This window comes from Pristimantibacillus sp. PTI5 (assembly GCF_048572955.1).
Taxonomy (GTDB): domain Bacteria; phylum Bacillota; class Bacilli; order Paenibacillales; family Paenibacillaceae; genus Pristimantibacillus.
Window position 1 is genome coordinate 6,551,087 of record NZ_CP183886.1, and the last position, 19,992, is coordinate 6,571,078.

Here is a 19,992-nt window from a genome sequence, read left to right on the forward strand (position 1 = left end):
TCATTCTAACGCGGGACTAAACCAGTCCACAGTAGTTCTACGATTTCGGACGCAGCTTGTTCCACCGTTTTTTGGTCATTGATAATTTCTTTGCGATTTTTTACGGTGAGCATAGCTGTAAAGACATGAGCAAGCAGCATGGGATCGCTTTGAACGATTTCGCCTTCATCCATGGCTTTTTTGAACACGGAGCAGACTAACTCGTGAATGGCGCGTTCACTGGCCCGAATACCTGCAATTTGTTCCTCGGATAGGCCGCTGGAGGCTTCCCTCATCATCGTTTCGAACTCTACATGCGCATTGTTCATATGACGCTCCGCGACCTGCAGCATTCGTGCCTTGAGCGGTCCATCGCTATGGACAAGCTTTGCAGTTTGATCATGCGCCATTTTCAGCACAAATTGAAGACATTCCGTGAACAGGATGCTTTTATTATTAAAATAATAATAAACGCTGGCTTTCGTTATTCCGCATGCCTGGGCAACGCCCTCCAGGGATACCTTTTCAAACCCTTGCTCCATAAAAAGATAAGCAGCCGTGCGCAATATTTGCTGCATCGTTTGAATTGAACCTGTGCCTTTAGGCCGGCCTGGCTTGCGTTTTATTTGCTCGTCGCTCATGGCCATGACCTCCATTCATCAAATTGTAAGAAATAGAGATTGATTAATTAACCTTCGGGTATATATAATTAATTAATCGCATGTATTAATTTTAAACCATAATAGGAATTATGTGAAATGGAGGATTCAGAAAATGATTGAAAAAATTGCTGGAATGGTCGCGGGGCGCCGAACGCGATGGATCACGGTAGCCGTATGGATCATACTTGCAGCGCTCCTAAGCGTATTTCTACCTGCTGTTGGCGAGAAAGAGCAGAGCAATGCTCCGAACCTTAAGGCAGACAGTCCTTCGATCATAGCCGATCAGTTGATCAAAGAAAAATTCCCCGGCTCATCAGGCATACCGGCTTTGGTCGTTTGGCACCGCGAAGGAGGATTGTCGGATTCAGATTACAGCCTCATTCAACAAACCGCGCAGCATATCATAGAAAATCCGTTGAAAGCGCAGGGGGAGGTCATTCCGCTTCATCAGATGCCCCTGCCTGCAGTAAAGGCATTCGCTTCAGAGGATGGCACGACGCTCGTACAGCCGATTTCCTTCGGTGAGCAGACGGAAACTGAAGTGTTGAAAGAAAACATCGAAGAAATAAAGATGTTGATCGAAGAAGCATCGGGCGAGAAGCCATTTGAGACGGCCGTAGACGATGCATCCGAGCTAAGCGTACGCGTAACCGGCCCTGCGGGCATTTCTGTCGACGCCACCGACTTGTTCAAAGGAGCCGATGTATCGCTTCTGATCGCAACGGTGCTAATCGTGCTTGTGCTGCTGCTGCTCATTTATCGTTCGCCGATTCTCGCGATAATCCCGCTTATCGGCGTTGGCTTCGCTTATGCCGTTACGAGCCCGTTACTCGGCTGGATGGCGGGCGAGGGTTGGATAACGGTGGATGCGCAGGCTATTTCCATTATGACAGTGCTCTTGTTCGGTGCGGGTACGGATTACTGTTTATTTTTTATCTCGCATTTCCGTCAAGAGCTGACGCGCGAAAGCGACAAATTAAAAGCTTTGAAGCGTTCCTTCAAGGACGCATCGGGTGCGATCGCAATGAGCGGATTCACGGTAGTTCTGTCTTTGCTGGCTCTGTTGGCAGCCCAATACGGCGCTTACGACCGTTTTGCTGTGCCCTTCAGCTTATCGATACTCATAATGGGAATCGCAAGCTTAACGCTGGTGCCGGCAATGCTATCGATCATAGGCAGAGCTTCTTTCTTTCCGTTTATCCCGCGTACGGAATTTATGGAGCAGGTGCGTGCAGGCGAAAAAGGGAAAGCCTATCGCAAGCCTGCCCCCGAGAAAAAACTGGGTTCCAAGATAGGAAACCTGGTTATTGCGAAACCTTGGACGGTGGTCATTACATCCGTTTTCATTCTGGGCATACTTGCTGGCTTTTCCAGCCAGATTAAATTCACTTATGATTTATTGTCTTCCTTTCCGGAAGACATGCCCTCAAGAGAAGGCTTTAAGGTTATTTCCGAAACCTATGCGCCGGGGGATTTGGCTCCGATTACAGTCGTTGCCCAAACCGAAGGGACAGTTGCCGATTTGCTAGAGAAGCTGGCCGCCGTGCCGCTTGTCGACCATGTTGGGGAACCAAAGGCAAGCTCGGTTGACCCGAATCTGATTTCTTATTCCGTTATCCTGAGTAAGAACCCGTACTCCCAAGAAGCGATGGACACGATTCCGCTGCTTCAAGAAGCGGCAGTGGAGTCGCTCGAAAGCGCAAAGGTGACGGATGCGGAGCAAAAGGTTTGGATTGGCGGACAGACAGCGGCGCAGTACGATGCTAAAGCGCTGACCGATCGCGATAATATCGTCATTATTCCCTTAGTCATTGGTCTCATTATGGTATTGCTGCTCGCATATCTGAGATCGGTAACAGCAACGCTTTACTTAATCGGTACGGTCTTGCTCTCTTATGCAGCGGCACTTGGCTTAGGCTGGGTCATCTTGCATTACTTTATGGGCGTTGAAGCCATACAAGGTGCAATTCCGCTTTATTCCTTCGTATTCCTTATTGCGCTTGGTGAAGATTATAATATTTTTATGATCTCGAGCATTTGGCAAAAACGCAAAACGATGCCGCTGAAGCAAGCGATAAGGGAGGGCGTAAGCGAAACGGGCGGTGTGATCACCTCGGCCGGTCTTATTCTTGCAGCGACCTTCGCCGTTCTTGCGTCTCTGCCGATTCAAGTGCTCGTCCAATTCGGTTTGATCACGGCTATCGGAGTTCTAATGGACACGTTCATCGTCCGTCCATTTTTAGTTCCGGCAATTACGACATTGCTGGGCAAAAAAGCTTTCTGGCCCGCAAATACGGAGCTCATGGAGGAGCCTAAGCAAACGTTAAAAGGATAAAGAAAAATAGGCAGTTTCTAACGGAGCTTCGGCTTCATTAGAGTCTGCCTTTTTCCATTTCCAGTCTTGCAACATTTTCCCATTATGATACGTCTTTATTTAAAGGCTAACCGCCTATTATAAAGAGAACTCGGGGGAGCATGAATGATAATTAACAGGAAGTATCGGATGTGCATTGTGTTATTTTTATTTTTAAGCATGACTAGCATCTTTACTTTCCCGACCGCTGCACAAGCCTGCAAATGTGTGAAATCGGATGCGGTTTTAGAGAATAAAAGCAGCAGCGATGCCGTTTTTGAAGGAACGGCAACATCCGTTAAGGAGTCTACCCTTTCGGCATTTCGTTCGGGAGGAAAAACAATCAAAGCAAGCTTTCAAGTAAACGAAGTATGGAAGGGTCAGGTAACGCCATCGATTGAAGTGCTAACCGCAGAGAATGAAGACAGCTGCGGTTTTGCGTTTAAAGAGGGCGAGCGCTACCTGGTATTTGCGACAGCAACCGGAAAATCGCTTGAAGCCAGTTGCAGTGCAACGGTTCTGCACAGTGAGGCAAGCGGGCATTATGAGCTGCTCGGCAGCGGTTCATTGCCTCCGCAGCCCGCCAGCGCCGATCACACGGCTGCGAAATCAGACTCCGTTCCCTTCATCGTACCTATAGGAACGGCTGCGGCTATCGCAATTGCAATTGTTTTATTCCGCAAACGAAAGCAGGCTAAATCAAGAACATAGCAACTACCGTTGTTACGCACAGCCCAATAAACACAGGCTTCAAGTTTCGGCGGGCGAGCTCAAAGGGATCAACGCCACAGATGGCAGCGGCAGGTATAAGCGCCCAAGGAATAATCGTGCCGCCGCCGACCCATATCGCAGCAACTTGGCCGAGAGCGGTTAAGGTGGATATGCCTGAGCCGATGGCATGGCCGAACAGCTGCGCGATCGAGCCGGCTAAGGATATGCCTGAGAAGCCGGAGCCGTCTAAACCGGTCACGGCGCCTACAACCGTCAACGTAATTGAGCCTACGACGCCATTCACGGGTACGACATGCGCAAGCGCAATGCCTAAATCGTTAACGATACCAAGCGATGCTTCAGGAAGCTTCTCGCCGAACATCGCAAGAAATCCGGAGTCGCCCAAATAGAAAAATGCGGCTATGGGAATAACAGGTCCAAAAACCTTAAAGCCAAACAGAAAGCCTTCAACTAAATAGCTCGTTGTTTTCTCGAAGCCTTTGCCGCGATGCGTAAGCATTGTGATAAAAAGCATAATGAGTATCGCGGTTCCTCCGATGAGCGCCGTAGCATCCCCGCCTTGAAGATCCAGCATGAACATCGCGACGACATCCAAAGCGAATAGGATAGGTATAATAGCCGCTAACCAACGCTTCGTGCGCAGAGAAAGCGCATTACGGTCAGCTATTGCGCTAAGGTCGTAGTCTGGTGTAGACTCCGCCGGCGAGACGACAAGACCATTTCGCCACTTGCCTGATTTCTGATCTCTCCGCATCATCCAATACGCGGTCACCGTCGTAACGACTCCCATGACGATAACTAAAGGAATGCTGGCTTGCATGACTGAGCTGACTGGAATGCCGGCGGCATCAGCCGTGAGCTTAGGCGCGCCTTGTATGATATAATCACCTGATAAAGCGATGCCGTGCCCAAACAAGTTCATGGCAACCGCTGCTCCCAGTGCAGGCAAGCCGACGCGCAAAGCAACCGGCAGCAAAACGGCACCGATGAGAGCGACCGCGGGTGAGGGCCAGAAAAACCATGAAGTGACCATCATGATTAAGCCGATTCCCCAGAAGGCTAGCGCAGGTGTTCTTAAAAATCGGGTAAACGGCGAAATCATGATTTCGTTTATTCCGGTCCGAATGAGAATGCGACTCATGGCCACGATAATGGATATAATCAAAATCGTTCCTACTAATTCTTTTATGGCAAAAATAAAGCTGTTAAAAATGCCGCTTACCGAACCGCTGGCTGAGGTGGTTGCAAGTATACCGATGCCTAAAATCCCCGCAATACAGATTAGCGTCGTATCGCGGCGCATCAGCATGAATCCGATAATGGCAATAATAAAGCCTAAATAAACCCAATGCAGAGCCGTTAATTGAATGTCCATCCCGATCATCTCCTTGTGAGATACACGAAACCAGCCTGTGCCGGACTCGTATAGTAATGTATGCAAGACCAAAGATAGGCGTTCATCTCGGGATCGGGACGATTATAACGAGGAGGGATTTTATGATAAAACGAAGTATATCGATCTTAATGCTATCTATAATGCTTCTAACTGCAGGCTGTGGTATGATTGAAGAAGTAGGTCAAACGGTAAATTTTGCAACGGAAACGACGGATTACCTGCAATCGCTAACGGACTTTGGACAAAATATGAATACACTTGCTGAACAAGCGGTGAATGATCTCGATGCGAGAACGGATCTGAAAGATCAGCTCGTTGCGCTGAAGGAACAGGTCATTCATTATGAAGGTCTGCAGGTGCCCGATTATGCCAAGGAGCTCCATCAATCGATTGCCGAATATAACGAGACGCTGCAAAAAGGAATTGATCAAGCGCTTACCAATATCGAGCAGGGAAGAGCCGTATTCGAATCAACGGGCATTCCGGATACGATCAACAAGATCAATGAGCTGCTCAACCAAATCAATCAACTGACACCGTAATGAACGAACAGGAAGGAAGAATGTAAGTGATTAACATTAACGTATTGGAAGCATCGATGACTTATTCAAAGGAAGACGGTTACGTAGGAAAGGTGCATTTTGGAGTCGAAGGCCATGTGAATGAGTATGAAATTGCTCTACACAGCAAGAAAGGGAAAGAATGGGGCTACGGGTTGTTTTTCTTGCATGAATCAGGCAAAGAGGAACAATTGCTGGCTTTAGAAGATTTGCTCGAAGAGGATGACGAACTGTTTGATTTTCTTGTCGATACGGCAAAGGAAAAGCTTGATAAACAAGAATAGCCATCCGAAAAGAAAAGAAAAGAAAACCCATGCGACCACACAGGAAAAGTGTGATTGCATGGGCTTTTTTTTTGTTAATGGCCGCTTGAGGATGTTAATCCTAAATTACGAATGATCAACTTGCTTTCTTCATTTAATCCAATGAACGACACCTGTTTGTTCAATTGCTCGTATTTGCTTTTCACTTTGGCAATCGCGGTTACGGCTGACTGATCCCACACATGCGAGTTGCTGAAATCCAGCGTAATGCGTTCGGGATCCTGATGGTAATCAAATAATGAGACGAAACGGCTGGTTGTTCCGAAAAATAACTGGCCTGTTACTTTGTAAGTCCGGGTATTGGACTTAGCAGCTGCTGTAGACACGCGTATTTTTGCCATTTTGCCGACGAATACAAAAGCACTCAGCACGACGCCCGCAAAAACGCCTTTCGATAGATCATGCGTAATTAAAACAATGATCACCGTAACGATCATAATCACAGCATCTGTCCGCGGTACTTTATGGATTTGGAAAACGGACTTCCAATCGAAGGTGCTGATCGAGACCATAATCATGACGCCTACTAAGGCAGCCATCGGAATTTTATTAACGACATCGCTTAATGCCATAATAAGAAAAAATAAGAACGCCCCGGCAACCAGGGTGGATAGTCTTGTACGGCCTCCGGATTTGGTGTTTATGACCGATTGGCCAATCAATGCGCAGCCGGCCATTCCGCCGAAGAAGCCCGTTGCGATGTTGGCAATGCCTTGTCCGCGAACTTCTTTGTTTTTGTTGCTGGACGTATCGGTCATTTCATCAAGCACAGAAGCAGTCAAAAGCGATTCTAATATGCCGACGATCGACAACGAGAAGGAATACGGCAAAATGATCCAAAGCGTTTTGAACGAAAATAGAACATCCGGAATATGGAACAGCGGCAGCGTACTCTCCACTAAGCCTCTATCGCCGACGGTTTTGAGATCAGCTCCTATCGCAACAGCAATGAGGGATACGATAATGATCGCGGCAAGCGGCGAAGGAATGATCTTGGTGAATTTTGGCAGAGTATATATAATAACTAACGTTAAGGCAACTAATGCATACATGATCCAACTGGCGCCTACAAAATGAACAAGCTGAGTCGTGAAAATTAAAATGCCCAGCGCGTTGACAAAACCGAGCATGACGGACTGCGGCACAAACGAAATGAGCTGTCCCAGCTTGAGAACACCCATTAAATATTGAAGAATGCCTGCCAGAATCGTCGCCGCAAACAAATACTCGATACCGTGGTCCTTGACAAGCGATACCATAAGCAGAGCCATGGCGCCTGTCGCTGCCGAGATCATGCCGGGTCTGCCGCCGACAATGGAAATAATGACTGCAATGCAGAACGAGGTATACAAACCGACCATCGGTCCGACTCCTACCATCAAGGAAAAGGAAATGGATTCCGGGATTAGGGCTAAGGCTACCGTAATTCCTGCCAGAATATCGCCTCTGACGTTCGAAAACCATGATTTTTTAAGTTTTGTAAGCAAAGCAAATAAACCTCCCTAAAAATAGTTGAATTTGACTTTTCACTCTCAGAAAAGTCGGGGCCGATGCACACTGAGCGTTATTATACATCAAAAGTGGGCAATTAAACAGAAAATATAATTTCGTTTAAGCGCATACATATCATGATATATCGTGAATGCTCTATCTATCGCTCATTTTCTTCTTTTTAGGTCAAAAGTTGCAAAAAAAGAACCATCGCTAAACTGCGAAGGTTCTCATGTTTGGAAAATATCTACATCGGCCGCTCCACTTGATTCTTTTGCTGTCTGCTTTTCACGTATCGATACACAAGAAAGCTTATGACAACGGCTGCCAGCGCGTAAACGATCCAAATGCCGTATTTGTAAATATGATCCGAGAGAGCTTGCACCCGATCCCCTACGAATGTCCCGATTATAAAGTAGATCAGGGTCCATACGAAAGCAGACGGATAGGCGAAAAGCGCAAAACGTTTGAAATTCATTCGATTTAACCCCATCACATAGGGGGTTACATGCCTTAAAAAAGGGAGACAAAGGCTTAAGCTAATGGCGTAGCCGCCGTAGCGTTCGCTTAGCTGCTCAGATTTGGCAACGAATTTGCTTATGTTTTTTTTGCTGCTAAACCAATTGGATAATTTACTGCCGGCAAATCTTCCGATGCTATATCCGAATGTCATGGCTGAGCATATCCCAAGGCAAGTCATGATAAAGGCAGGTACCGGCAATAAAACGCCTGATTCCGCTAATGCGCCGCCTGTCATCACGACGGCTTCGTTTGGTATAGGCAGCCCGATTAGGCCGAGGCATAAGACGAGAAATAAGGCGAAATATCCGATCTCTTCAATAATATTCAATAAAATATCATACATAATGCAGCATCCTAACCTTCCAAAAATTAGAATTCACAATAATTCACTTCAAATATGGTAACACATCCGCATGCGAAAGGATACCATTCATACGTGAGACAATTAGAAAGGATTCAAATTTAACCATTTCGTAACTAATTGCTTCAACCGGGAAGATAAAATAGGGAATAGGTTTTATGTGTATGAAGGGGCGGCTATTCTCATGTTTGAATTTAAGCAAAAGGTGATGGCGTTAAGGCGTTACGAATCACTATGTTTTACCTTATGCATCACGTTGATGATAGAAGAACAAGCAGCAAGCAAAACCGCGGAACATGTGCTGTGCCAGCTGTTTGCGGATCAACAATTTTGGCAATTGTCAGAAGCGGAGCGGCAGCCGTATCTGTTAAAAGTTTGTACGCGGATTTGCTTTCAATCGAAGCAGGCAGCTGTGACACGGACCTCTTGAACGGAATAAAAACATTGATATTTCACGCTTTCAGCGATCATAATAGAAAGAAGATCATCGGATTTTATCCGAAACCATTTGTAAAAATTGGAAAGGAGTAACAATGAACGCTTTTGAAAACCGCAAGAAAGTAACGATCGCATTGTTCGTTGCGACATTTCTGGCAGCCATTGAGGGAACGATTGTCAGTACGGCAATGCCCAGCATAACGGGTGAGCTTCATGGCGTCCAGCAGTACAGCTGGATTATCTCGATTTATTTGCTGGCAACGGTCATTACGACGCCAGTTTACGGCAAGCTTTCCGATTTGTTCGGGCGCAAAACCATGTTTATCATCGGCGCGTTAATTTTTCTGGCCGGCTCGATGCTTTCGGGCATAGCGCAAACGATGGACCAGTTGATCTGGTTCCGGGCGCTGCAAGGGTTAGGAGCCGGTGCCCTGACAACAATCCCTTATACGATTATCGGCGATTTGTATTCCTTTGAGCAGCGAGCTAAAGTACAAGGCTGGATGTCAAGCATTTGGGGAATTGCAGGCATATCCGGACCGCTGTTCGGCGGATTATTGGTGGATTACATATCCTGGCGGGCTATATTTTATATGAACCTCCCGTTTGGCATAGCAGCTATTTATTTGTTATCTTCTTCTCTTAAGGAAGCGTTGGAGAAAAAGAAAAGACATATTGATTATCCGGGCATTATCACTTTTACGATCGCCATGTTCTGCTTCTTATATGCGATGACGCTCATCCGTGATGAGGGAGGAAATGGTACAAGCCCATTTATGCGGATAGCCGTACTTCTAGCTATTTCCGTTCTTTTTTTCATCTTTTTCGCAAGAATCGAAAGACGTTCGCCTGAACCGATTATACCTTTCCAGCTTTTCCGCAATCGAATCATCAGTATGGCGAATCTAGACAGCTTTTTGTTATGCGTGATCAATGTCGTCGTCATCTTTTATCTGCCGCTGTGGATTCAAGGCGTATACGGCAAAACAGCTACTTATTCGGGTCTCGTCATGATACCGTTATCGGTTGCGTGGCCTTTGGGCTCGATATTAGCAGGCAATTGGATTTCAAAAATAGGACTGCGCTTCATCAGCGTAACAGGCGCTTGTTTTTTGCTTGCTAGCAGCATTGGATTCTCTTTCATGACAGCGGATACCTCGATTGTTTTATTCATCGTATATACGTTTCTGGCAGGTCTTTCATTTGGATTGTCGCTGACCTCGTTAACGGTTGCCGTTTCTTCCGCCGTGGGATGGGAGCTGCGCGGTTCGGCTGTTGCCAGCAATAATTTTATCCGAACGTTAGGGCAAACGATTGGCATAACGATATTCGGCCTGCTGCTCCATACAGGAGGCAAAGAAATAATCGAACCAAGCGTACTTGCCCATAGCTTGCACACGATTTTCATGTGGGTTGCCGTTTTATCCGTATTTGTCGTGTTTGTTTCTCTTGGGATGCCAAAGCTTAAACAGGTGGATCAGCAGCAAAGAAACGTTTCGTAAGAAAGGTCGATTAAGTCAATGAGAACCCTTGATTTGGAGTCTAACAGCAAATATTTTTCCGATAAAAAAATCAAGTCGGTCATCGTGCTGCAAGGGAATGAGCTTGTTAGCGAATGGTATGAGAACGGTAAGGATGCAATCGGTCCGCTTTATTCCTGTACAAAAAGCATTTTATCCGCGCTGATCGGCATTGCATTGGATCAAAAGCTGTTGACAAGCGTTGATCAGCCGTTAACCGATTTTCTGGAGCACCCACCGGAGATCGCGGCCGCTCTTGGGCAAATCACGATCAAGCATTTGCTGACGATGACGCCAGGCTTTGATTGGCCGGATTTTGACAAGCCTTATAAAGCTTTTAAAGCAGCGGCGGATCCCGTTCAATTTGTTTTCAAACAACCGATGATCTCCGATCCGGGGGCGGCTTTCGCTTATAACTCTGGCGGTTCGCATTTATTATCCGCAATCCTTACTAGAGTAACGGGGATGTCGGCCTTATCTTTTGCAAGGGATCATTTATTTGGTCCGCTAGGATTTAACGGTGCTCGCTGGGTGGAAAGGGCAGGCGTAAACGAAGGCGGTACGGGTCTCTACCTGTACGGAAGAGATCTTGCTAAAATCGGGAGTCTATTTGTTCAAAAGGGCCGCAGCGAGGATCGGCAGCTTCTATCTGCGGACTGGGTTGAGGAGTCAACGAGTCTTCATCATCGCGGATTGCTTCATTATGAGCCGCCGATTTATGGGGCTTACGGCTATCATTGGTGGCATTCGCCCGAGAGCCATAACGGAGTATGCGATTGTTTTTTTGCTTTTGGCCATGGCGGTCAATATTTGCTGGCAGCTCCGCAGCATCATCTTGTCGTTGTGGTTCGTAAGCAAATCACGAAACGAAATGATGCCATTTGGTCAAGACGTCTTATTTTCGAACACATTCTTCCAGCTTGCATCGGAAAAGAACATGCACCTTTGTGAACAATTGTGATAAAAAAACCAATCAAGCATGGCGAAGCCGTGCAGGATTGGTTTTTTTGCAGCGTGAATAGAGAATGCCATTTCGCATCTGGTTATATGCGTTATGTATATGTCAGTTTTAACGAAAAAACTTCTTTTAAAATTTGAAAATTTTGTGTAATGTCTTGTTTAACTATCGATTCTGAAATATGATGTTATATAATCTTACATATTAGAGGCGAAATTCTGATTCGCCTTGCAGCTTGCCAGGTGGATCAGAAATTACGGCAAAAAAAGTCAGAAAATTAAAAACATTTGATTTTGCTAATAGAAGGGAATATAGCGTGCTTAACGATCATACGGAATATGTTATTCAGTACCGCTATATAGGCTTGAGGAGGAGTTCACATGACAACCATACTTATTCGGAACGCCGTCGTGATGACAATGAATGAACAGGGCCAAATTTTCACCGGCGATGTATTAATAGAAGGAAACCGGATCGCTCAAATGGGAGAACGGCTGGAAGGAATCGCAGCCGATCGGATAGTGGATGCAGGCGGCAAAGTACTGCTCCCTGGATTCGTTCAGACGCATATTCATCTCTGTCAAACGCTTTTCCGCGGAAGAGCGGATGATTTATCGCTGATCGACTGGCTGAAAGAGAAAATTTGGCCGCTTGAAGCTGCACACAGCGAGGATTCCGTTTATTACTCCGCCATGCTTGGAATCGGGGAATTGATTCGAAGCGGAACAACTACCATTTTGGACATGGAAACCGTCCATCACTCGGAATCGGCTTTTCAAGCCATTAAGGAAAGCGGCATTCGGGCGCTTTCGGGTAAAGTCATGATGGATCACGGTTCAGAGGTTCCGCTTGCGCTGCAGGAGAATACGCAGAAATCGCTTCAAGACAGCGTGGATTTGTTGGAGAAATGGCATGGCGCGGAAAACGGAAGGATCCAATACGCCTTTTGCCCCCGCTTCGTTGTTTCCTGTACGGAAGAGCTGCTGATTGGCGTGCGTGACCTCTCTGCCCAGTACGGTGTAATGGTGCATACGCATGCATCGGAAAATACAGGAGAAATTGCAATGGTTGAAGCGGAACGCGGCATGCGGAATGTGGTTTATTTGGATCATATCGGGCTGGCGAAGCCGAATTTGATTTTGGCGCACAGCATATGGCTGGATGATGAGGAGAAAAGAATCATCCGGGACAGGGGGGTTAAGGTTACCCATTGTCCCGGCTCTAATATGAAGCTTGCTTCAGGCATAGCGGAGATCCCGCTTCTGTTAGAACAAGGCATCGATGTGGGCATTGGCGCGGATGGCGCTCCTTGCAATAATAATTTAGACATGTTCCAGGAAATGCGCCTAACCGCTTATATGCAGAAAGTAAAGCATGGCCCAACGATCATGAACGCGAGAACGGTGCTCCGGATGGCGACAATGGGCGGCGCTAAAGTTCTTGGCTTAGAGAAGGAGATAGGCAGTATCGAGCTTGGAAAGCTTGCGGATCTTCAGCTGCTTGATTTGGAGGATTTCCATGTCTATCCGTCCTTCGATGCGGATTGGTATTCGAGAGTTGTTTATGCCGCAACAAGAGGTGACGTAGATACCGTCATGATTGACGGGCAAATTGTAATGGAAAACAAACGGGTGCGGACGGTCGACAAAAAAATAGTGTTAAAAGAAGCGGATCAGGCTTTGCGCAGGTTAATCGGGCGCTTGTAGGGGTTCGGATTCGTTCAAAGCATTGAATGCATCCCGGGTACGGGCAGAGGCTTAGGGAGGGATAACGGATGGATATGCATGAGCTGTTGGATTCGATTGCGTCCGGAAATGATCGAAGCGTACTTGCGACGATCCTCTGTGTGGAAGGACATTCCTATCGAAAAGCGGGAGCGGCGATGCTGTTCACGGCAAGCGGAAAGCAAATTGGTTCGGTAAGCCCGGGCTGCTTGGAGCAGGATTTGCAGGAACAGGCGTTAAAGGTAAGGGAATCGGGCCAATTCGAATGCGTGACCTACAACTTGAATGCCGATGAGGATGTGATTTGGGGAGAGGCTGTCGGCTGCGGCGGCGAATTAAGGATATTGCTCGAGCCCGTCGAGAATCGGCTGCGCGAGGTGCTGCTCGAAGCGAAACGGCGTAACGGAACGGGACAGTCGGTGAGGCTTGTGCGCAGCTGGGATGAAAAAGAAATCGGGTATACGCTTCATGATTCATCGGATAGCTTTGAAGACATGGACAATAGGGAGGATAAGGATGATGTACCTAATCAATTATCCGTCGTTATAAGTCCAAGACCAAGGCTGGTCTTATTTGGTGCAGGCCAAGATGCGGAAGCGATTTATTCGCTCGTCAAACAAATCGGATTCCATGTCGTGATGGCGGATTGGCGGCCTTCCCTATGTTCGGAGGAACGTTTTCCCGGAGCGGAGTGCGTCATTGGAACGGCTGAACAGATTGTTGAACGGCTTCAATTTCGATCCAATGACTATTTGATCGTTTGCAGCCACAATTTGCAACGGGATAAAGATATGATACGGCTGGCTTTGCCGGTGCCTCTTGTATATCTCGGAATTTTAGGGTCAAAAAAGCGGATTCGCATGTTATTCGAGACCTTTCTAATTCCGTCAAACGTAAGGGCGCCGATCGGACTATCCATTGGGGCGGACGGTCCCCATGAAATTGCGGTAAGCGTGGCGGCAGAATTAATTGCAATACGCGCGGGGCGTCAAGCCGGACTTCGAAAGGGGAGAGGGAGAGATGCCTATTTCAGCCCTTTATTTAGCGGCGGGACAGAGCAAACGCATGGGAATGCGAAAGCAGTCGCTCGAGCTGGCGAAAGACCGGCCGCTCGCAAGCCTGGGGCTACATGCTTTATTAACCAGTCCACTTACAAGCGTTAAAGTGGTTGTAACCCCGGATGATCCACGAGAGTGGATCGCAGCTGCGGAAGGGATGGCAGATTTTGCCGTTTCTTCCGTAAGCCCTTCCCTGTCTATCGTTTCCTGCGCAGAATCGACAAGAGGCATGTCCTATTCGATTAAGCAGGGTGTCCTAGACATTATCAGAGATGAACCGGCAGCCGATGCCGTATTGATCGCTCTGGCAGATCAGCCGTTTATTAGCGCTGCTATGATTGCAGAGCTGATCCATTACTGGACCAGGCGGCCGGAGCTCGATTTTGTTGCGACTGCTATGCGGGATACGCGGAAGAATGAGGTCGTGTTAACGCCACCTGCTATATTGTCTCGATCCATGTTCGCTGATTTGCTTAATTTAAAGGGTGATGCGGGAGCGCGCCAATTATTTCGCTCGCTTAATTTCAAAGGGGAAGGATTAGTGGCTGCGAATGAGCAGGCTCTATTTGACGTGGATACGCCTGCCGATTTGGAGTGGGCGAAAAAATACTTTTCAGGCCAGAATTGCAGTGCTAGATGATCCTTATGTGAATATATATAACATAAATGACGGATGGATAGTGCGAATCGCACAAGGTTCAGCATAGTTTTCGCTTTTAAAAAAATTAATGTTATATATATTGACATATAAATGACATGGTCCTATATTGAGATTACGTTGTTGGTTTTTACCAAAACTAGCGAATCCGATGATAGCCGATATTAGCGGCCTATCGAATTCGCGATGAGAGAGTGACAGTGTACAAGATTGACTTGTATGTTTTCGGCTTTCGAAAAAAATAGAGATCGGGGAGGAACCGTATGAAAAAGCGTAAAAAAGCATTATCCGTAAGCTTATCACTCTTGTTGGCCATCGCATTTGTCATTAGCGGCTGTTCCGGCAATGCGAACAAAAGCAATGAAGGTTCGGCAAATGCATCTACAGAAGCACCAGCCGAAGGGGCTGCGACAGATCAACCGGCTAAACTGCCGCGAGTCGCATTCGTTTATATCGGGCCTCCCGGTGACGGCGGTTGGACTTTTGAGCATGACAAAGGCAGGCTGTTCATGGAAAAGGAGCTAGGCATCAAAGCGGATACGGTCGAAAACGTGCCTGAGAGCGCAGATGCCGAACGTATTATTACAGAGCTCGCCCAGAACCACGACGTCATCTTTACAACGAGCTTCGGTTACATGGACTACACTCTTAACGTCGCAAAGAAATTTCCAAATGTGAAGTTTCTTCATACGGCAGGCTACAAAACGAATGACAACATGGGTACCTTTTTCGGCAAGAACTACGATGCCAGCTATTTAAGCGGTATTGCAGCTGGAAAAACGACGAAAAAAAACATCATTGGTTATGTAGGCGCCTTTCCGATACCGGAGGTTATTTATAACATAAACGCCTTTACGCTGGGCGTTCAAAGCGTTAACCCAAAAGCGAAGGTTAGCGTTGTATGGACGAATACCTGGTATGACCCGACAACCGAGCGTCAAGCAGCCGTAAGCTTGCTGGATAAAGGCGCCGATGTTCTGCTGGCTTACCAGGATTCGCCGGCTACGCTGCAAGCTGCAGCCGAGCGGGGCGCTATGGCTGGCGGCAATGACTCGGATATGACGAGGTTTGCTCCTGAGGCATATTTAACGAATCCGATCTGGAACTGGGGTCCTTATTATACGAAAACCGTACAATCCATCATCGACGGAACCTGGAAAAGCGAGCAGTATTCCGGTTCGTTGGCGGACGGCATGGTGGATATCGCACCGCTCGGTCCTAGCGTGCCGGAGGACGTGAAGACGTTGGTGTCTGAAACGAAAGCGAAGCTGGTAAGCGGCGAACTCCAAGTATTTACGGGCCCTATTAAGGACGCTTCGGGCGCGGTGAAGGTTGAGGAGGGCAAGACCCTGGCGCTGGACGACATTTTAGTGATGGATTGGTTCGTCAGCGGAGTAGAGGGCACGATTCCGAAATAACCGGTTTTTACCATATGAATAAATCAACAAATCCCTGAATTAAGGGATTTGTTGATTTATTCACAGCTTTTTGGATAGGAGTAGGAGAATGCTTACGATTAAGGTTTGTTCCACAAACCTTAAGCTTATGCTTTCGATGCAGGTTTGTTACACAAACCTTAAGCTTATGCTTACGAAGCAGGTTTGTTACACAAACCTTTAGGAGGGACCCCATGCATGAAAACTATTCGGTAGAGATGCGCCAGATCGTTAAGCATTTTGGCTCCGTCGTAGCGAATGATCAGGTCGATTTCCGTGCAAAGCCTGGTCAAATCCATGCGCTGCTCGGCGAGAACGGAGCGGGCAAGAGCACGATGATGTGCATGCTGTCAGGGGTGTACAGGCCGACCAGCGGCGAGATCCTCCTCCATGGAGAGCTGGCAAAAATCCGCTCGCCAAAGGATGCGATGAAGCTCGGCGTCGGCATGGTTTTTCAAAACTTCCGTCTCGTTCAGACGCTGACGGCTGCTGAAAATATTGTCTTGGGCGAAAAATCATCGTTTTGGCGAGGCGCGAGCTGGATGAATGACAAGCAACAGGAAATCGAAGCGATTGCCAAGCAATTCGGTTTACCGTTTCCGGTAGACCGGCCGATCTGGCAGCTCTCCGTGGGGGAGCAGCAGCGAGTCGAAATCGTGAAGACCCTATATCGCGGCGCAAATCTCATTATTTTGGATGAACCGACCTCGGTGCTGACGCCCGGCGAGGCCGAGCAATTGTTTGAAACGCTTCAGCATATGAAGGCTGAGGGGAAAACGGTCATACTGACCACGCATAAATTGAAGGAGGTCATGGCTTCATCGGACCATATTTCGGTCATGCGGAAAGGGATGCTCATTCACAGCATGGAAAAATCAGCTACAAATGAGCGGGATCTGGCCAGGCTGATGGTCGGCAAAGAGCTTGGTGAAAGCCGTACGTTCCATCCGCGTCCCCAAGGAAAACGTTTGCTGGACGTGCAGGAGGTTGACGTATATGCAGACCACGGCAGGAAAGCGCTGGATCTCATTACGCTGCATGTAAATGAAGGGGAAATCGTAGGCGTAGCGGGGGTAGCCGGCAACGGCCAGAAAGAGCTTGCCGAGATGCTTACGGGCTTAAAGGCGTGGAAGCGCGGGACGATATCTTTTGACGGAAAGGATCTGAAGAACGGATCGGTTCGTGCCGCAATGGAAGCTGGCATCGCCCACGTACCCGAGAATCGCATGAAAAGCGGTCTTGCCGGCAGTCTCGGCATTGTTGACAATTTATTGCTCAAGTCCTACCGGGCAAAAGAACGTTCGCGCTTCGGTTTTCTGCGAATGGGAATGAATCGTTCGTGGGCTGAAGGCTTGGTCGAGCGGTTCGATGTGAGAACCCCGGGACTTGATACGCCGGTTCAGCAATTATCCGGCGGAAACCAGCAAAAGCTGTTATTTGCCAGAGAGGTTCATCAAGTACCGCTTCTAATGGTAGCCGTACACCCGACACAGGGGCTAGACGTTGGTGCCGCGGAAGGGGTTCACCGGTTATTAGCCGACATGCGTGACAACGGCAAGAGCGTATTGCTTATTTCAGAGGACTTGGATGAAGTCATTCAGCTGTCCGATCGGATTCTGGTCATCTATAACGGTCAAATCGTCGGAGAGATGTCCCGTGAAGCCGCAGACCGCGAGAAAATCGGGATGTATATGGCCGGTCTCCAAGACGCGGAGGAGGTAGCGGGATGAGTGAACAAAAGCCGGGGGTAATCCATAACGGAACGGCGTCCTTGAAACCAGCTCTTGAACCGGGCAAATGGAAATGGCGATCCTATCGCATTGAAATGGATAGCTCAAAAAAAGGAAACTCGTGGTGGATTCCTTTTCTATCGGTACTGCTCGCCCTCGCGGTGTGCGGAATCTTTATCGCTGCGAACGGAATGAACCCATTTCCTGTATACAAGAAAATGTTTACAGGCGCCTTCGGGACCTCTTACGGTTTAACGGAAACGCTCGTGAAAGCCATTCCGCTGCTCCTCTGCGGCCTTGGCGTAGCGATTGCCTACCGCATATCCGTATGGAACATTGGCGCGGAGGGTCAATTTGCTGCCGGGGCAATGGCAGCGACGGCGGTTACGATTTATTTTCCGAATATGCCCGGCATTCTAATCATTCCTGCCATGATTGTATTTAGTATCGTTGCCGGCGGTATTTGGGGGTTGTTAACCGCGATTCCCCGCACCTACTTTCAAGTAAATGAGCTTGTCACTTCGTTAATGCTTAATTATGTTGCGCTGCTGGCCATGGATTATTTTGTTTTTGGGCCATGGAAGGATCCGGAGGGCATGAATTTTCCCGGTACGCCGATGTTTACGGCTGCCCAATCCTTGCCCGTGCTCGGCGATACGAGATTGCATCTCGGTTTGTTGTTTGGCATTATCGCCATCGTTCTCTATGGTTTCTTCATTAAATATACGCGATGGGGCTACGAGCTGCGGTTAATCGGCGCTAATCCCGAGGCGGCCAAAAATGCGGGAATCCGCATTAGCAGACATATTTTGCTGGTCATGCTCATCAGCGGCGGGCTTGCTGGACTTGCCGGGATGGCTGAGGTATCTGGCGTCACGCACCGGCTTATGTACGGGATTTCGCCAGGCTACGGCTATACGGCAATTATTGTGGCATGGCTTGCTAAATTACATCCGGTTGGGCTGGCGGTTTCATCGTTTTTATTCGGCGGATTGATCGTAGGCGGATACAGCGTGCAAACGATCGGCTTACCCTCCTCGATCTCTGAAATGCTGCAGGGGGCCATTTTGTTTTTCCTCATTGCCGGCGGGACGATGAGCAAATTCCGGCTTCGAAAAATCCGCTGAAAAGGAGCATCTAACCGATGGAAATCATGTATCAAATGCTGCTGGCTGCCATATCCTCTGGTACACCGTTATTGTTCGCAACGCTTGGCGGCATCTTGATCGAGAGATCGGGCATCATTCAGCTTGGCGCTGAAGGGCTGATGCTCATGGGGGCCGTCACGGCGTGCCTGACCTTTCTGCAAACCGGCAGCTTAACCGTTACGCTCCTCGCCGTATGCGGAATCAGTATTCTATTAGGCGGCATTCATGCCTTTTTAAGCGTATCTCTGCGGGCGAACCAGATTGTATGCGGCCTGGCGATGACGTTATTCGGAGCGGGACTCAGCGCCTATCTTGGCAAGCCGGTCAGCGGCCTTCCGGTGCCGAGAGCCGTCCCGAAGCTCGATATGCCATGGATGGAATCCGTTCCTTTCATCGGCCGGATTTTTGCCCATCTTGATTTATTGACCTGGTTCAGCTTCGTGCTTGTCATCGTTCTGCATTTGTTTATTCACCGGACCTCATGGGGCTTGCATTTGCGGGCGATGGGCGATAATCCCGCCACGGCAGATGTGATGGGCATACGCGTACAGGCTTTCCGATACGGTTATATCATCGCGGGCTCCATTTTAATCGGTTTGGCAGGTGCGGATTTGCTGCTCGTTTATTCGCCGACCTGGACCGAAGGGATGACGACGGGGAGAGGCTGGATCGCGGTAGCTTTAATTATTTTCGCAAGATGGAACCCGGTTCGCGCGCTCTTCTGCGCTTATTTCTTTGGTGCTTTAGACATGCTGGGCTTCCGTATTCAATTAATCGGGAGCGACATTCCTTCTTATTTTTTGAAAATGATTCCGTATATCGTGACGATCCTGGTCCTGATGTTCCTCGGCTGGCGAAATCGCAACAAGCCTTCCGGTTCGCCTGAAGCGCTTGGCGTGCCTTACGTGCGGGAGCAACGATTTTAAAAGACAACGGAGGGGAG

18 protein-coding genes are annotated in these 19,992 nt (G+C 48.2%); 14 read left to right on the forward strand and 4 right to left on the reverse strand.

All coding sequences use genetic code 11. From position 1 onward, the window contains the following. Positions 1 to 5: 5 nt before the first annotated feature. The gene (locus ACN6MW_RS29020) at positions 6 to 620 is read right to left on the reverse strand and encodes a TetR/AcrR family transcriptional regulator (RefSeq protein ID WP_419873217.1); all 615 of its coding nucleotides are present in this window, start codon (positions 618 to 620) and stop codon (positions 6 to 8) included. A gap of 133 nt (positions 621 to 753) precedes the next feature. Between ACN6MW_RS29020 and ACN6MW_RS29025 the strand changes: the two genes are divergently transcribed. Continuing rightward, positions 754 to 2,976, forward strand: a complete 2,223-nt coding sequence (locus ACN6MW_RS29025) for an MMPL family transporter (protein WP_419873218.1) — start codon at positions 754 to 756, stop codon at positions 2,974 to 2,976. Between the two features lie 144 nt (positions 2,977 to 3,120). Further along, positions 3,121 to 3,705 (forward strand): hypothetical protein, encoded by a 585-nt coding sequence (locus ACN6MW_RS29030; protein ID WP_419873219.1) that lies wholly within the window; start codon positions 3,121 to 3,123, stop codon positions 3,703 to 3,705. Here ACN6MW_RS29030 and ACN6MW_RS29035 read toward each other — a convergent pair. Further along, entirely contained in the window at positions 3,689 to 5,101 is a 1,413-nt protein-coding gene (locus tag ACN6MW_RS29035; RefSeq protein WP_419873220.1) for a hypothetical protein, read from the reverse strand. The two genes, ACN6MW_RS29030 and ACN6MW_RS29035, sit on opposite strands and share 17 nt — an antisense overlap. Positions 5,102 to 5,223: 122 nt before the next feature. Between ACN6MW_RS29035 and ACN6MW_RS29040 the strand changes: the two genes are divergently transcribed. Both ACN6MW_RS29040 and ACN6MW_RS29045 read left to right on the forward strand, forming a co-directional pair. Then, positions 5,224 to 5,664: a DUF6376 family protein gene (locus tag ACN6MW_RS29040; RefSeq protein WP_419873221.1), complete on the forward strand. Its 441-nt coding sequence runs from the start codon at positions 5,224 to 5,226 to the stop codon at positions 5,662 to 5,664. A gap of 26 nt (positions 5,665 to 5,690) precedes the next feature. Next, positions 5,691 to 5,966 carry a hypothetical protein gene (locus tag ACN6MW_RS29045; protein ID WP_419873222.1) on the forward strand — a complete coding sequence of 92 codons (276 nt, stop codon included), beginning with the start codon at positions 5,691 to 5,693 and terminating at the stop codon, positions 5,964 to 5,966. A 74-nt stretch (positions 5,967 to 6,040) separates the two neighbouring features. Here ACN6MW_RS29045 and ACN6MW_RS29050 read toward each other — a convergent pair whose 3' ends face one another. Together ACN6MW_RS29050 and ACN6MW_RS29055 are read right to left on the reverse strand one after the other, a co-directional pair. Further along, positions 6,041 to 7,492: a SulP family inorganic anion transporter gene (locus ACN6MW_RS29050; RefSeq protein WP_419873223.1), complete on the reverse strand. Its 1,452-nt coding sequence runs from the start codon at positions 7,490 to 7,492 to the stop codon at positions 6,041 to 6,043. Positions 7,493 to 7,743: 251 nt separating this feature from the next. Further along, a complete protein-coding gene (locus ACN6MW_RS29055; RefSeq protein ID WP_419873224.1) occupies positions 7,744 to 8,361 on the reverse strand; it encodes a DedA family protein in 618 nt (205 codons plus the stop codon). A 202-nt stretch (positions 8,362 to 8,563) separates the two neighbouring features. Here ACN6MW_RS29055 and ACN6MW_RS29060 point away from each other — a divergent pair, with 202 nt between their 5' ends. From ACN6MW_RS29060 to ACN6MW_RS29105, 10 genes are all read left to right on the forward strand, one after another. Beyond that, a complete protein-coding gene (locus ACN6MW_RS29060) occupies positions 8,564 to 8,809 on the forward strand; it encodes a hypothetical protein (protein ID WP_419873225.1) in 246 nt (81 codons plus the stop codon). 103 nt (positions 8,810 to 8,912) lie between these two features. Next, positions 8,913 to 10,319, forward strand: a complete 1,407-nt coding sequence (locus ACN6MW_RS29065) for an MDR family MFS transporter (protein ID WP_419873226.1) — start codon at positions 8,913 to 8,915, stop codon at positions 10,317 to 10,319. An 18-nt stretch (positions 10,320 to 10,337) separates the two neighbouring features. Continuing rightward, the gene (locus ACN6MW_RS29070; protein ID WP_419873227.1) at positions 10,338 to 11,288 is read left to right on the forward strand and encodes a serine hydrolase domain-containing protein; all 951 of its coding nucleotides are present in this window, start codon (positions 10,338 to 10,340) and stop codon (positions 11,286 to 11,288) included. A 387-nt stretch (positions 11,289 to 11,675) separates the two neighbouring features. Then, complete coding sequence (locus ACN6MW_RS29075; protein ID WP_419873228.1) at positions 11,676 to 13,001, forward strand: 5'-deoxyadenosine deaminase; 1,326 nt, start codon at positions 11,676 to 11,678, stop codon at positions 12,999 to 13,001. Positions 13,002 to 13,069: 68 nt separating this feature from the next. Next, on the forward strand, positions 13,070 to 14,182 hold the full coding sequence (locus ACN6MW_RS29080; RefSeq protein ID WP_419873229.1) for an XdhC family protein: 1,113 nt from the start codon (positions 13,070 to 13,072) through the stop codon (positions 14,180 to 14,182). Beyond that, positions 14,085 to 14,717, forward strand: a complete 633-nt coding sequence (locus ACN6MW_RS29085) for a nucleotidyltransferase family protein (RefSeq protein ID WP_419873230.1) — start codon at positions 14,085 to 14,087, stop codon at positions 14,715 to 14,717. Before ACN6MW_RS29080 ends, ACN6MW_RS29085 begins: the two co-directional genes overlap by 98 nt. Positions 14,718 to 14,998: 281 nt before the next feature. Further along, entirely contained in the window at positions 14,999 to 16,153 is a 1,155-nt protein-coding gene (locus ACN6MW_RS29090) for a BMP family ABC transporter substrate-binding protein (RefSeq protein ID WP_419873231.1), read from the forward strand. A gap of 212 nt (positions 16,154 to 16,365) precedes the next feature. Then, positions 16,366 to 17,901, forward strand: coding sequence for an ABC transporter ATP-binding protein (locus tag ACN6MW_RS29095; protein ID WP_419873232.1), 1,536 nt, complete (start codon positions 16,366 to 16,368; stop codon positions 17,899 to 17,901). Continuing rightward, a complete protein-coding gene (locus tag ACN6MW_RS29100) occupies positions 17,898 to 19,028 on the forward strand; it encodes an ABC transporter permease (RefSeq protein WP_419873233.1) in 1,131 nt (376 codons plus the stop codon). The genes ACN6MW_RS29095 and ACN6MW_RS29100 overlap by 4 nt, the downstream gene beginning before the upstream one ends. A 17-nt stretch (positions 19,029 to 19,045) precedes the next feature. Continuing rightward, positions 19,046 to 19,975 carry an ABC transporter permease gene (locus ACN6MW_RS29105; protein WP_419873234.1) on the forward strand — a complete coding sequence of 310 codons (930 nt, stop codon included), beginning with the start codon at positions 19,046 to 19,048 and terminating at the stop codon, positions 19,973 to 19,975. Positions 19,976 to 19,992 lie beyond the last annotated feature (17 nt).